Origin of the sequence: Aromatoleum tolulyticum (assembly GCF_900156155.1) — a bacterium.
GTDB classification, from domain to species: Bacteria; Pseudomonadota; Gammaproteobacteria; order Burkholderiales; family Rhodocyclaceae; genus Aromatoleum; species Aromatoleum tolulyticum.
This window is the reverse complement of sequence record NZ_FTMD01000001.1, coordinates 344209-356520: the sequence shown is the minus strand read 5'-3', so window position 1 is coordinate 356520 and position 12312 is coordinate 344209. Positions and strand designations below refer to the sequence as shown.

Genomic DNA, 12312 nt, shown 5'->3' with positions numbered 1-12312 from the left:
GGAACCGGCCACGACAGGCGGATACGCGGTAAAGTCGGCGTTTCGGCGGCCGACGCCGCTCCCGCGCGTGATCTGAACCGAGGTAAGGCACATGTTTGGCGTTCTGGGCAGGATGTTCGCATGGATCTGGCGTGCGCTCGATATGCTGCGGCGCGTCGTCGTCACGCTCGTCTTCTTGCTGGCGCTCGCGCTGGTCCTGGCCTTCGCGCTGTATCCGGGGCCGTCCGTGCCCGACGGGGCGGCGCTGGTGCTGCGGCCTGCGGGCACCCTGGTCGAGCGCGTGCGCGTCGGTGATCCGCTGGGCATCATCCGCTCGGGCGGCGCCTCCGTAGCCCAGACCTCGCTACCCGACCTGCTCGAGGCGGTGCGCGCCGCACGCGAGGACAAGCGCATCAAGGCGCTGGTCATCGAGACCGATCTCCTCGCTCCGGGCGGGTTGTCCAAGCTCGCCGAGCTGCGCGAGGCGGTGCTCGACTTCAAGAGCGGCGGCAAGCCGGTGTATGCGCGCGGCGAGCGCTTCCTGCAGGGCCAGTACTTCCTCGCCAGCATCGCCGACGAGGTTCATCTCGCGCCCGACGGCTTCGTGCTGCTGCCCGGCCTTGCGCGCAACGTCAGCTACTTCAAGGGCGCGCTCGACGCGCTGGGCGTGAAGGTGCATGTGTTCCGCGTCGGCGAGTACAAGTCCTTCAGCGAACCCTTCACGCGCACCGACATGTCCGACGAGGACCGCGAATCCTCGCGCGAACTGCTCGATGAGCTGTGGAAAGGCCTGCGCGAACGTGTCGCCGGCAGCCGCAAGCTCGCGCCGGAGGCGCTCGACCGTTATGTCGGGGACTACGCCGGGCTGCTGCAGGCGGCCGGCGGCGACGCCGCCCGCGTCGCGCGCGACACCGGTCTGGTCGATATGCTGAGCCAGCGCGACGAATGGCACGAACTACTGAAGACGCGTTTCGGCGAGGATGCCGACGGCAAGGACTTCCGGCGCATCGATGCGGACGACTACCTCGCCGCGGTGCGCGCCGCGCGCCCGCACGAGAACGCGCGCGTCGCGGTGCTGGTCGCGCAGGGCGCGATCGTCGATGGTGCGGCGGACGACGATTCGGTCGGCGGCGACAGCCTTGCGGCGCAGATCCGCGCGGCGCGCGAGGACGAACGCGTCAAGGCGGTGGTCCTGCGCATCGACAGCCCCGGCGGCAGCGCCTGGGCGTCCGAGGTGATCCGCCGCGAGCTGGAGCTCACGCGCCGCGCGGGCAAGCCGGTCGTCGCGTCGATGAGTTCGGTCGCCGCGTCCGGCGGCTACTGGGTCGCGGCGGGTGCGGACGAGATCTGGGCACGGCAGGAGACGCTCACCGGTTCGATCGGCGTGTTCGCGATGTTCCCCGAGTTCACCGAACCGCTGGCCCGCCTCGGCGTCACCACCGACCGCGTCGCCACCGGTCCGCTCGCCGGTACGCTGGATCCGCGCCGCCCCCTCGACCCCGCGCTGGCGAAGGCGATGCAGCTGGGCGTCGAGCACAGCTACCGGCGCTTCCTCGAGATCGTCGCGGGCGCGCGCAGGAAGGACGTCGCCGAGGTCGACAACGTTGCGCGCGGCCGCGTGTGGACCGGCGAGGCCGCGCTGCGCCTGGGACTCGTCGACAAGCTCGGCGGGGTCGAGGACGCGGTCACCGCCGCCGCGAAGCGCGCTCAGCTCGACCGCTACGAGACGGTGTGGCCGACCGGTGAGATCAGCCTGCGCAACCTGCTGCTGCGCCGCCTGATGTCGGTCGCCGGTCCCGCGGGCATCGCCACCGAATCCCCGCTCGCACGCCTCCTCGGCAACCTGCAGGCGCAGGCTGCGGACCTGCTGCGTTGGAACGACCCGCAGCACCTGTATGGCCACTGCCTGTGCGACGCGCCATAGGCGCTAATCGCGCAGGAACAGCGTCAGCAGGTCGTTGAGGAAGCGCCGCCCCTGTTCGCTGGGGCGGATCTCGTCGCCGTCGACCTGCACCAGCCCGCGCTGCCGCGCCGCGATCAGCTCCGTCTCGATCGCGGCGAAGGGCAGGCCCGTGCGCTCGGCGAACAGCCGGCGCGGGAAGCCGCCGGTGAGCCGCAGCGCGTTCATCATGAACTCGAAGGGCAGCTCCGCGACACCGACCTCGCGGCGTTCCTGCACGAACTCGCGCCGCTGCGCGCCTTCGAGGTAGCGCGCGGGGTGCTTGTGGCGCATCTCGCGCACGATGCCCGCGTGGCTCGACAGCTTGCCGTGCGCGCCGGCGCCGATGCCGAGGTAGTCGCCGAAGGTCCAGTAGTTGAGGTTGTGGCGGCACTCCTGGCCCGGCTTCGCGAAGGCCGAGGTCTCGTAATGGCGGAAGCCCGCGCCGGCGAGCCGTTCTTCGATCGCCTCCTGCATGTCGGCGGACAGGTCGTCGTCGGGCAGCGGCGGCGGTTCGTGCGCGAAGGGCGTGTTGGGCTCCAGCGTCAGGTGGTAGCACGACAGGTGCGTGACGCCGAAGGCCAGCGCGGTGTCGAGGTCGGCGAGCGCTTCGGCGAGAGTCTGCTCGGGTAGCGCGTACATCAGGTCGAGGTTCACGCGCTCGAAGTGCGCGAGCGCCGTGTCGATCGCCCGGCGCGCCTCGTCGCCGCCGTGGATGCGGCCGAGGCGGACGAGCCGGCGGTCGTCGAAGCTCTGGATGCCCAGCGACAGGCGGTTCACGCCGGCCGCGCGAAAGTCGCGGAAGCGGGCTGCCTCGACGGTGCCGGGGTTGGCCTCCAGCGTCACCTCGGCCATCGGGTCGAGCGGCAGCAGCGTGCGGATCCCGGTCAGCAGCCGGTCCAGCCCCTGCGCCGACATCAGGCTGGGGGTGCCGCCGCCGAAGAAGATCGAATGCACGCGCCGCCCCCACACCTGCGGCAGGGCGCTTTCGAGGTCGGTGAGCAGCGCGTCGATGTAGGCCGCCTCGGGGATCTCGCCGCCGCGCGGGGCGTGCGAGTTGAAGTCGCAGTACGGGCACTTCTTCACGCACCACGGGTAATGCACGTACAGCGCGAGCGGCGGCGGGGAGGCGAGCTGCGGTCGTTCCGGCAGGTCGCCCGACGCCTTGCCTGCGGCCGGCGCGACCGCGAGCGGGATGATGCGGCGTTCGTTCACAGCGGGTCGGTTTCCAGCCTCGACAGCAGGTGGCGCATCGCCGCGCCGCGGTGGCTCAGCGTGTTCTTGAGCTTGGCGTCGAGTTCCGCGGCGGTCTGGCCCAGCTGCGGGACGTAGAACAGCGGGTCGTAGCCGAAGCCGGCCTCGCCGCGCGGCGCGTCGAGGATCGCACCGTGCCATTCGCCATCGGCGATCAGCGGGCGCGGGTCGTCCGCATGGCGCACCAGCACGACCACCGAGTAAAAGAAGGCGCGCCGGTCGCTGACGTCGGTGAGGCGCTCGATCAGCAGCGCGTTGTTGCGCGCGTCGGACTTCGGTTCGCCCGCATAACGCGCCGACTGCACGCCCGGCGCGCCGCCCAGCGCCACCACGCACAGGCCCGAATCGTCCGCGACCGCCGGCAGGCCGCTCAGCCTGGCGGCGTGGCGCGCCTTCGCGAGCGCGTTCTCGACGAAGGTGTCGTGCGGCTCCTCCGCCTCCGGGATGTCGAAGGCCGACTGCGGCACCACCTCGATGCCCAGCGGCGCCAGCAGCGCCGCCATCTCGGCGGCCTTCTTGGCGTTGTTGCTCGCGAGTACGAGTCGTTTGCTCATCGTGTCACTGCTCCGCAATGGCCGCGCGCTGCGCGGCGAACAGCTGGCGAATGCCTCCTTCTGCGAGTGCCAGCAGCGCGTCGAGTTCCTTGCGCGTGAAGGGGGTGCCCTCGGCCGTGCCCTGCACCTCGACGAAACCGCCGGCGCCGGTCATCACGACGTTCATGTCGGTGTCGCAGTCGGAATCCTCCGCGTAGTCGAGGTCCAGCACCGGCACGCCCTTGTGGATGCCCACCGACACCGCGGCGACGAAGTCGCGCATCGGGCTCGCGGCGAGCTTGCCGGCGGCGATCAGTTTCGCGATCGCGTCATGCACGGCGACGCAGGCCCCGGTGATCGCCGCGGTGCGCGTGCCGCCGTCGGCCTGCAGCACATCGCAGTCGACGATGATCTGGCGCTCGCCCAGCGCGGCGAGGTCGACCACCGCGCGCAGGCTGCGCCCGATCAGGCGCTGGATCTCCTGCGTGCGCCCGCTCTGCTTGCCCTTGGCGGCCTCGCGCGCGCTGCGCGTGTGGGTCGAGCGCGGCAGCATGCCGTACTCGGCGGTCACCCAGCCCCGGCCCTTGCCGCGCAGGAAAGGCGGCACGGACTCATCGATGCTGGCCGTGCACAGCACGCGCGTCGCGCCGAATTCGACCAGCACCGAGCCTTCGGCGTGGCAGGTGAAGTTGCGGGTGATCCGGACGATACGCAGTTCGTCGGCGTGGCGGTGGCTCGGGCGCATGCGGGTTGTTTCCTATTTGCTGAACTTCTGGATGGCGGCGTTGATTTCGGAAATCGCCTTTTCGATGTCGTCGTCGCTGATGTCGTAGCGTGAAGCGGGCGTGCGCGAGGTGTCGAAGCTCTCGAGCTGCGTCGTGAAGTTGTCGAGCGCCATCGTCTGCGTCGATACCGCGTCGGCGTGCGGCTCGGTGGCGTCGTCGTGCCAGCGCATCGCGATCATCGACAGGTTGTCGCAACTCTGCCCCGCAAGCTCCTCGGCGCGGCTCAGCAGGGCAGGGACCGCCTGCATGATGTCGGGCTCCGACAGCCCCGCGGTCAGCGCGACATCGCCGAGCGGCCCCCACACCCCGTCGGTGCATAGCGCGAGCACGTCGCCATCGCGCAGCGGCAGGCGCTTGGAGAATTCGACCTGCGGTGCGTGGTTGCCGCCGAGGCAGCTATACACCCGGTTGCGCCCCGGATGGCGCGCGGCCTCCTCGGCATTGAGAAGGCCCTGGTCCATCATCAGCTGTACGCGCGAATGGTCGCGCGTGTGCATCGCGATCCTGCCCTGGCGCAGCACGTACAGGCGCGAGTCGCCGGCGTGCGCCCAGTAGGCGAAGCCGTCCTGCACGATGCACGCAACCACCGTCGTGCGCGGCGCCTCTTCGAGGTTCTTGTCGAAGGCGTAGTCGAGGATGGCATTGTGGGCGTTGGTCAGCGCGCGCGACAGGAACATCGAGGGATCCTGCAGCACCGGCCGCGCGTCGCGCTGGAACGCCTCGGTGATGAACTGCACGCAGATGTGCGAGGCGACCTCGCCGTGGAGGTGCCCGCCCATGCCGTCGGCCACCACCATCAGCAACGCGTCGCGCGAATAGCTGTAGGCGAGCCGGTCCTGGTTGTTCTTGCGCCGGCCGATGCGGCTTTCCTGGTAGATCGTGAACTTCACGGTCGCTTCCTTCCTTATGTACGTCCGATAAACGACTTCAGCCGTGCGCCGAGGTCGCCGAACAGCCCCGCATGCACCGTGTCGCCGCCGTCGTCGCGGCGGATCAGCGCCTTCTGCAGCGAATACACGCTCTGCGGGCGTGCCAACGGGTCGAGCTTCAGGCACCAGTCGATGGTGTCCAGCAGCTGCGGGGAATACTGTGCGCCGTGCGTCCTGCGCAGCGGCACGAAGGTGTCGTGCTTGATGCGCTCGTCCGAGCGCTGCGGCGGGCTGCCGGTGACGCACGCGTGCAGGCTCGCGCCGACGCTGTAGATGTCGCTCCACGGCCCCAGCGCGTCGCGGTGCTCGAACTGTTCGGGCGATGCGAAGCCGGGCGTGTACATCGGCTTCAGGATGGGCTGGTCGCTCATCAGCGTCTGCCGCGCCGCGCCGAAATCCAGCAGCACCGGCGTGCCGTCGTTGCGCAGGTAGATGTTCGACGGCTTGATGTCCAGATGCAGCAGCTTGTGCGCATGCACCTCGCGCAGGCCGTTCAGCATGCGCGTGAACACCACGCGGATGAAGCGTTCGCTCACCTCGCCGCGGTGTTTCTGGATATAGTCGTGCAGCGTGCGCCCGCGCTCGAACTTCATCACCATGTAAACTGTGGCGTTGGCGCGAAAGAAATTCAGCACCTGCACGACGTTGGGGTGCATCAGTTTCGCGAGCGAGCGGCCTTCTTCGAAAAAGCACTTCATCCCGTAGCGGAACGCGGGCAAGTGCTCCTCGGAAACCTGCGGTTCGAATTCGCCTTCCTTGCGCAAGGCGAGCGAGTTGGGCAGGTACTCCTTGATCGCGACCGGAGTGCCTTCCTGGTCGTTGGCGAGGTAGACGATGGAGAAGCCGCCCAGCGAAAGCTGCCGCTCGATCCGGTACTGGTCCAGCTGGAAACCGGCGGGAAGAGGGCAGTTTGTTTGCGCAGACATTTGGAGGAAGGCTGGAACCCGGCTTTCCGCGGCATTTTCTTGTTCGGAACCCGCAGTGTACAGGATCGCGGCGGGTTCCCGGAGACACGACCAATGATCCACAGCATGACCGGCTTCGCCGTGCAGACCCGCGACCTCGGTCGCGTCAGCATCCACCTCGAGCTGCGCAGCGTGAATTCGCGCTATCTCGACCTGTTTTTCCGCATCGGCGACGAACTGCGCCAGGCCGAACCGGCGATCCGAGAGCTGATTTCCGCGCGCCTGACGCGCGGCAAGGTCGAATGCCGCCTGAATCTGCAGACCAACGGCGCCGCCCCGCGCAGTCTCGCCCTCAACGCCGCGCTGCTCGACCAGTTGCGCGACGCCGAAACCCGCGTGCGCGACCACATGCACGACGCCGCGCACCTGTCGGTGGCCGAGATCCTGCGCTGGCCCGGCATGCTCGCCGACGACAGCGTCGGCTTCGACGAGCTGCAGCCGGCCGTGATCGAACTCGCCAAGGCTGCGCTCGACGAACTGGTCGCGACGCGGCGCCGCGAGGGCGACAAGCTCGCGGCGATGATCCGCGAGCGCCTCGACCGCATGCGCGAGCTCGTTGCCCAGGCCCAGCCGCGCGTCCCCGAGCTGGTCGCCGAGTACCAGGAGAAGCTCACGACACGCCTGCGCGAAGCGGTCGCCTCGCTCGACGAGGACCGCATCCGCCAGGAGGTCGCCCTCTTCGCCCAGCGCATCGACGTCGCCGAGGAGCTGTCGCGCCTGACCGCGCACATCGACGAGGTGCAGCGCATCCTCAAGGCCGGCGGCGCCGCCGGCAAGCGCCTCGACTTCCTGATGCAGGAACTCAACCGCGAGGCCAACACGCTCGCGTCGAAATCCTCCGCGACCGAGGTCACCGGCATCGCGATGGAGATGAAGGTGCTGATCGAGCAGATGCGCGAGCAGGTCCAGAACATCGAGTAAGCACCCGAGGGCCAGTGCGACCGGCCGTCCCGCCCGGCCGCCTTCAGGCTCCGGCCGGCTCGGCCGGCTGCAGGTGGCGGGCGATCGCGGTGGTCGCCAGTTCCGCCGCGAGTGCGGTGATTTCGCGGCAGCGCCGGTGCAGCTGCTGCTCGCGGAAGATCGTCTGGCCCTCCGGGCTGCCCAGGTCGCAGCCGAGCAGCCGGTTGCAGTCGCGCGCGCCGAAGATGCGCTCGAACTCGCCGATCAGCTCCTGCACCGCCCCGTAGGCTGCGGCGACCGGTTTGCCGGCGTGTGCGCGGCCCAGCACGTGGCCGATGCCGATGATGCCGCCGCTCAGCGCGCCGCAGGGCCCGCAAGTGCGCGCCATGCCGCTGCAGAATCCCGTGGCGGCGCGCGTCAACAGGTCCGCGTCCGCGCTCGTGCCCACGAGCGCCCGCACCACGCTTTCGGCGCAATACAACCCCCCGTCGAAGGCTTCTTCCGCCTTGCTCTGTGCCGAGTGGATATGCCGGTCCATTGTCGCTCCAGGATATGCGATGGGGGTGTTGCACAATCCATACAAATTATGACATCAAAATGTTTGCGCTAACGTGCGCGACGCCGCAAGATTGCGAGGATTTCGCTCGCGCAGGGCGGCGTTTGCGACCAGAATTGAATCGTTATGGGCGCATCCGTCCGTGCCATGCGGAGCGGTGTCCCCGCCCAGCCATAGAACGGAGCAGAAAATGAGGAACGGAATACTTGCGGCGACCGTGATCTGCAGTCTTGCCGGTTTGCCCGCCGGTGTCGCGGCCCAGGCGCAGCCGGGGAATCTCGGCGTGTCGGTGGAAGTGCGCGAAGAGGTACGCAACAGCTTCATCTTCGTGCTGCGCGACGATGTTCCCGCGAACGAGGTGGCGCGCCACGCCAACGCGCTCGCGGCGGGGGCGGGCGGCAGGGTCACCCACACCTATACCGCATCGATCAAGGGTTTCGCGGCGAAGCTGCCCGACGAGGCCGCCGCGCGCCTGCTCGCGGCCAACCCGCTGATCGCGTCCTACGAACCCGATGCGATCGCCTACGCCTTCGGCAAGCCGGGCACGGCCGCGGCCTATCCCTGCACCACCGCGCAGATTCCGTGGGGCGTCACGCGGGTAGGCGGGGCCGGCGACGGCACGGGCCGCACCGCGTGGGTCATCGACACGGGTATCGATTTCGAGCACCCGGACCTGGTCGTTGACCGGGAGCGCAGCGCCAGCTTCCTGCTGCGCGGCAAGACCTCGGCGGACGACGGCAACGGCCACGGCACCCATGTCGCCGGCACGATCGGAGCGCTTAACAACGGCTGCGACGTCGTCGGCGTCGCAGCCGGCGCCACGCTGGTCGCAGTGCGCGTGCTGGACAACAGCGGCTCCGGAAGCTACTCCGGCGTGATCAAGGGGATCGACTACGTCGCATCGAAGGGGGGAGTGGGCGACGTCGCGAACATGAGCCTGGGCGGGGGGTACAGCGCAGCGCTCAACGATGCGGTCGTACGGGCTGCCGAGAAAGGGATACGGTTCGCACTCGCGGCGGGCAACGAGAGCGACGATGCGGCGAAGTATTCGCCGGCCAGCGCCACCGGTCCGAACATCTACACGGTGTCGGCGATCGATGGAAGCAATACCTTCGCGTGGTTTTCGAACTACGGCAATCCGCCCGTCGACTGCGCTGCGCCGGGTGTGAACATCGTGTCGACGAAGAACGGCGGCGGCGTCACGACCTTTTCCGGTACTTCGATGGCCGCGCCCCACGTTGCGGGAATCCTCCTGCTGGGCACGCCGACCTTCAGCGGCAGCGCCAGCGGCGATCCGGACGGTGATCCCGACCCGATCTGCCACCGCTGATTGCGGCCTCAGCCCCGCCGTATAGTGTGCGGCGGGGCATCATTGCGGTGGTTCAGGTCGTGTGGTCGGTTTCAGATGCGGCAGGGGCGATCGCGGCGCCGTGCTCGGCAAGCAGCGCGCGCAACACCGAGCGGTGGCAGTGCGCCTCGTCGGCGCAGTAGCAGCCGACCGAGAAATTCGTCTGCTGCGAGAGTGCGGCCAGCACGTCGAGCGAGCGGCTGTTGTCGGGCGTCGCCATCTCGGCGCGGTAACGCTTGACGAAAGACTGCCACTCGGCGGGCGACTGCGTGTGCTGCGCCTGCTGCGCGAGCTTCATCGTGTCGACACTGGGCGCGAGGTTGGGATACCACACGTCGTACCAGTTCCGCGATGCGAACTCGGCTTTCGGCACGCCGCGCGGCGGGCGCCGCACGGTGCCGATGCGCAGGCCTTCGTCGGCCGCTCGCGGCGTGCCCAGGCGGACAATGCGCAGGACCACGATGGTTCTCCTTGTCGTTTCCGGCTGCCGGGGGCGGCCGGCGTTGAATGCGGGCATCTTACCCGCGCTGCGTGGGTCACACGATGCGCAGGCCCTGCTCGAACTCGATGCCGTGCCGGAATGCGATCTCGGGCGTTCGGCATGGTTGGATCAAGGTCGCGTCGCCGTATTTCAGCGCGACCGAGGCGCTCGCGGTGCCGGGGCTGAGCTTGCGGATTGCGCCGTCGCGTATCGTCAGTGCGAGGCTGTGGAATTCGGCCTCCAGCGCCAGCGTGAGCCGCAGCACCGGCAGGCTGATCCCGGCGATGCCGAGGCGGATGTCGATCGCCTGCGGGGCGCGGATGCGGCACTTGCCCCAGTGCACGATCGCGCTCTCGCCGGGCGGGTGCTTCGCCGGGTCCGCGTATTCGCGCAGTTCGTCGACCGCCGCCCACGCCTTGAACACGAGTTCGAAGACGTCGAGGCGCAATTGTGCGGCAACCGCCTCGGCCGCTTCCTCGGCGACGAAGCCGAGCAGCGTGGCCGGGAAGTCGGCGTGCGCGGCATGCGCGCGCACGTGCTCGTGCAGCGTGTCCTTGAGGTCGTCGGCGGCGACGTCGAGCAGCTGGCTGATGGTGATGCCGGTTTCACTCATGGCCGGGCTCCCGTGATATGTCGGCACGCGGTTGCGCCGCCGCTCGGAGGGGCGTGACGGCGATCTCGACGCGCAGCGGCGGCCCCTCCAGCGGCGTGCTGCGCGGACGTTCGGCGGGGCCGGCAAAGCTGGCGCGGACCGTCGGTTTCACGGAGAGCGGGGAGCGCCCGCCCGTGCCGCGCGCCCGCAGCCACCACGCTGCGGCGCCCACCGCGGGGAGGGGGACGAGCACCCACCACCACAGCGGGCTGGGTCCGGGGGGCGGAGCCGGCTGCGACAGGGGCGGCAAGGTCGACGAAGGTTCCGGCGCAGACGGCTCCGGAGGCGGTGCAGTGGGTGGCTGCTGCGGTGGCTGGGATTCGGGCGCAGGCGGGGGCGGGGCAGGCGGTTCGGGTTCGGGAGCTGGAGGCGCGGGGACGTCTTCGGGCGGCGGGGGCGTGTCGGCGGGTGGGGGTTCCGGCGCTGCGGGTTGCGCGGGCGGGGGCGGCTCGGTCGCGACCGTCAGGCGCACGACGCTGCCACGCGGCACCTCGGAATCCGCTCCAGGGTCTTGCGCAACCACGGTGCCGGGGCGCGCCTGCGCCGCTTGCCGCGCGATGCTCGCACGGAGACCGCTCTTGCTCAGCATTGCCATGGCGAGCGCTTCGTCGCGCTTGCCCACCGCCGGGACGCGGACGAGGGAGGCGTCCGAGACGTGCAGCGTCACCGTCGTTCCGGTCGGCACCCGCGTTTCGACCGGTGACTGGTCGATCACCACGTCGCGCGCGGCGCTGGAGGCGCTGATCGCGGTGCGCACGCTGAGATGGTACTCGCGCGCCAGTTCGCGCCGGGCGACGTCCGCGGGCCGGCCGATGTAGCTCGGCACCCACACGAGCGGCGCCGGTTCGGACGCGGGCGGGACGGGTGCGGTGCGCCGCTCGGGGCGGATTTCAGGGCGCAGGTCGGGCAGCGGGATGACCGGACTTCGCGCCGGCTGGGGCTCGTCGGTACAGGCGCCCTGTCTGCGCGCCGTATCCCGTTCGGCCAGCGGAAGACGCTCGCACGACGGGCGCGTCTGGGCATGTACGCTCGACGCGCCCGCGATCAGGCCCGCGGTGGCGGCCACCAGTGCTGCGAGCAGCCATGCGAGGAGGCGGCGCATGGCGAGCCGTTCCCCGTTGGAATGGATGACATCCGGCCACTCGGCGCTCCGCCTCATCGCGCACCTCCGCAGTGCGACGCTTCACTCCGGGCCTTACCGGCGACCCGCAATCTCGTTATATACGTGCCGCACCTCTTCCGCACCGTGACGGCGTTCCAGTCGCCGCACGACGAAATGTCCGCGCGCGATGTCCTGGAAGTGATCGATGAAGACGGTGTTGACCAGCGCACCGCCGACGGCGCCGAGCACGGGCACGGCCTGCGCCGCGACCTTCTGCGACACGGTGATCGAAAAGCGCGAGGCGATCTGCGTGATCAGGCGCACGATGGCGGGGGCGCCGTGCAGCACCGCGCCCTGCTGCGCGAGATAGCGTGCGGCCTCCGACACCGCCTTAGCCATCGCGGCGCGGGCGGCGAAGTAGGCGGTTTCGGCGGCGTCGTCGCCCGCGGCGCGGCCGCCCAGCGCAAGCACCTGCAGGCATTGCAGGCGTGTGTCGAGGTCGCGCAGGTCTTCGCCTTCGCTGCGCGCGATGTCGGCGATCGAGCGCAGCATGATCGTCGTCGATACGGGCAGTTCGATCGCCAGCGCCGCGAGCCCGAAGGCGCCGCCGGCTGCACCGGTGGTGCCGACGGCGAGCTTGTGCCAGCGGTTTGCGGGGGCGTCGGTGCGTTCGTGGTCCAGAGTGCGCAGTGCGACGTCGAGGGCGGTTGCGATGGCCTTGTGCGTGGCACCCGTCACCGCGGCGTTCCACCGCTTCGGCAGCATCTCGAAGCCGCGTTCGATCGGCGAACCGAGGGCGTCGCTGATGCGTGCGGCGAGGCCGGGGTTTTCAAGAAGGTCGCGGGCATGCCGCAACTCTGCGACTTCCGCCGGGGACAGCGACATGGTG

General features: G+C 69.7%; 13 protein-coding genes. 3 read left to right on the top strand and 10 right to left on the bottom strand.

The features are described from left to right. Positions 1–91 precede the first annotated feature (91 nt). A complete protein-coding gene (gene sppA / locus BW991_RS01615) occupies positions 92–1903 on the top strand; it encodes a signal peptide peptidase SppA (RefSeq protein WP_076600347.1) in 1812 nt (603 codons plus the stop codon). A 3-nt stretch (positions 1904–1906) separates the two neighbouring features. Here sppA and hemW read toward each other — a convergent pair whose 3' ends face one another. From hemW to BW991_RS01590, 5 genes are read right to left on the bottom strand one after another with little or no spacing between them, the layout of a single operon-like run. Next, complete coding sequence (hemW, locus tag BW991_RS01610) at positions 1907–3133, bottom strand: radical SAM family heme chaperone HemW (protein ID WP_076600346.1); 1227 nt, start codon at positions 3131–3133, stop codon at positions 1907–1909. Beyond that, positions 3130–3726: an RdgB/HAM1 family non-canonical purine NTP pyrophosphatase gene (gene rdgB / locus BW991_RS01605; RefSeq protein WP_076600345.1), complete on the bottom strand. Its 597-nt coding sequence runs from the start codon at positions 3724–3726 to the stop codon at positions 3130–3132. The genes hemW and rdgB overlap by 4 nt, the downstream gene beginning before the upstream one ends. Positions 3727–3730: 4 nt before the next feature. Further along, positions 3731–4450 (bottom strand): ribonuclease PH, encoded by a 720-nt coding sequence (gene rph / locus BW991_RS01600; protein ID WP_076600344.1) that lies wholly within the window; start codon positions 4448–4450, stop codon positions 3731–3733. 12 nt (positions 4451–4462) lie between these two features. Further along, on the bottom strand, positions 4463–5380 hold the full coding sequence (locus tag BW991_RS01595; RefSeq protein ID WP_076600343.1) for a PP2C family protein-serine/threonine phosphatase: 918 nt from the start codon (positions 5378–5380) through the stop codon (positions 4463–4465). Positions 5381–5394: 14 nt separating this feature from the next. Next, a complete protein-coding gene (locus tag BW991_RS01590) occupies positions 5395–6345 on the bottom strand; it encodes a serine/threonine protein kinase (RefSeq protein WP_076600342.1) in 951 nt (316 codons plus the stop codon). Between the two features lie 93 nt (positions 6346–6438). Between BW991_RS01590 and BW991_RS01585 the strand changes: the two genes are divergently transcribed. Further along, a complete protein-coding gene (locus BW991_RS01585; protein WP_076600341.1) occupies positions 6439–7305 on the top strand; it encodes a YicC/YloC family endoribonuclease in 867 nt (288 codons plus the stop codon). A 43-nt stretch (positions 7306–7348) separates the two neighbouring features. Here BW991_RS01585 and BW991_RS01580 read toward each other — a convergent pair whose 3' ends face one another. Then, entirely contained in the window at positions 7349–7822 is a 474-nt protein-coding gene (locus BW991_RS01580; protein ID WP_076600340.1) for a C-GCAxxG-C-C family protein, read from the bottom strand. A 208-nt stretch (positions 7823–8030) separates the two neighbouring features. On the opposite strand from BW991_RS01580, the gene BW991_RS01575 reads away from it, so the two are divergent. After that, positions 8031–9170 (top strand): S8 family peptidase, encoded by a 1140-nt coding sequence (locus tag BW991_RS01575; protein WP_076600339.1) that lies wholly within the window; start codon positions 8031–8033, stop codon positions 9168–9170. Between the two features lie 52 nt (positions 9171–9222). Here BW991_RS01575 and BW991_RS01570 read toward each other — a convergent pair whose 3' ends face one another. The 4 genes from BW991_RS01570 to BW991_RS01555 form a co-directional block, all read right to left on the bottom strand. After that, positions 9223–9648 carry a DUF488 domain-containing protein gene (locus BW991_RS01570; protein WP_076600338.1) on the bottom strand — a complete coding sequence of 142 codons (426 nt, stop codon included), beginning with the start codon at positions 9646–9648 and terminating at the stop codon, positions 9223–9225. Positions 9649–9724: 76 nt separating this feature from the next. Further along, a complete protein-coding gene (locus BW991_RS01565; RefSeq protein WP_076600337.1) occupies positions 9725–10282 on the bottom strand; it encodes a hypothetical protein in 558 nt (185 codons plus the stop codon). Then, entirely contained in the window at positions 10275–11480 is a 1206-nt protein-coding gene (locus tag BW991_RS01560) for a PASTA domain-containing protein (protein WP_076600336.1), read from the bottom strand. Before BW991_RS01560 ends, BW991_RS01565 begins: the two co-directional genes overlap by 8 nt. Positions 11481–11516: 36 nt before the next feature. Next, the gene (locus BW991_RS01555; protein WP_076600335.1) at positions 11517–12308 is read right to left on the bottom strand and encodes an EcsC family protein; all 792 of its coding nucleotides are present in this window, start codon (positions 12306–12308) and stop codon (positions 11517–11519) included. Positions 12309–12312 lie beyond the last annotated feature (4 nt).

Excerpts from the sequence above, each read along its gene's own strand:
- sppA (WP_076600347.1), top strand. The coding sequence starts at position 92 with ATGTTTGGCGTTCTGGGCAGGATGTTCGCATGGATCTGGCGTGCGCTC.
- rdgB (WP_076600345.1), bottom strand. The coding sequence starts at position 3,726 with ATGAGCAAACGACTCGTACTCGCGAGCAACAACGCCAAGAAGGCCGCC.
- rph (WP_076600344.1), bottom strand. The coding sequence starts at position 4,450 with ATGCGCCCGAGCCACCGCCACGCCGACGAACTGCGTATCGTCCGGATC.
- BW991_RS01590 (WP_076600342.1), bottom strand. The coding sequence starts at position 6,345 with ATGTCTGCGCAAACAAACTGCCCTCTTCCCGCCGGTTTCCAGCTGGAC.
- BW991_RS01585 (WP_076600341.1), top strand. The coding sequence starts at position 6,439 with ATGATCCACAGCATGACCGGCTTCGCCGTGCAGACCCGCGACCTCGGT.
- BW991_RS01580 (WP_076600340.1), bottom strand. The coding sequence starts at position 7,822 with ATGGACCGGCATATCCACTCGGCACAGAGCAAGGCGGAAGAAGCCTTC.
- BW991_RS01575 (WP_076600339.1), top strand. The coding sequence starts at position 8,031 with ATGAGGAACGGAATACTTGCGGCGACCGTGATCTGCAGTCTTGCCGGT.
- BW991_RS01565 (WP_076600337.1), bottom strand. The coding sequence starts at position 10,282 with ATGAGTGAAACCGGCATCACCATCAGCCAGCTGCTCGACGTCGCCGCC.
- BW991_RS01560 (WP_076600336.1), bottom strand. The coding sequence starts at position 11,480 with ATGAGGCGGAGCGCCGAGTGGCCGGATGTCATCCATTCCAACGGGGAA.
- BW991_RS01555 (WP_076600335.1), bottom strand. The coding sequence starts at position 12,308 with ATGTCGCTGTCCCCGGCGGAAGTCGCAGAGTTGCGGCATGCCCGCGAC.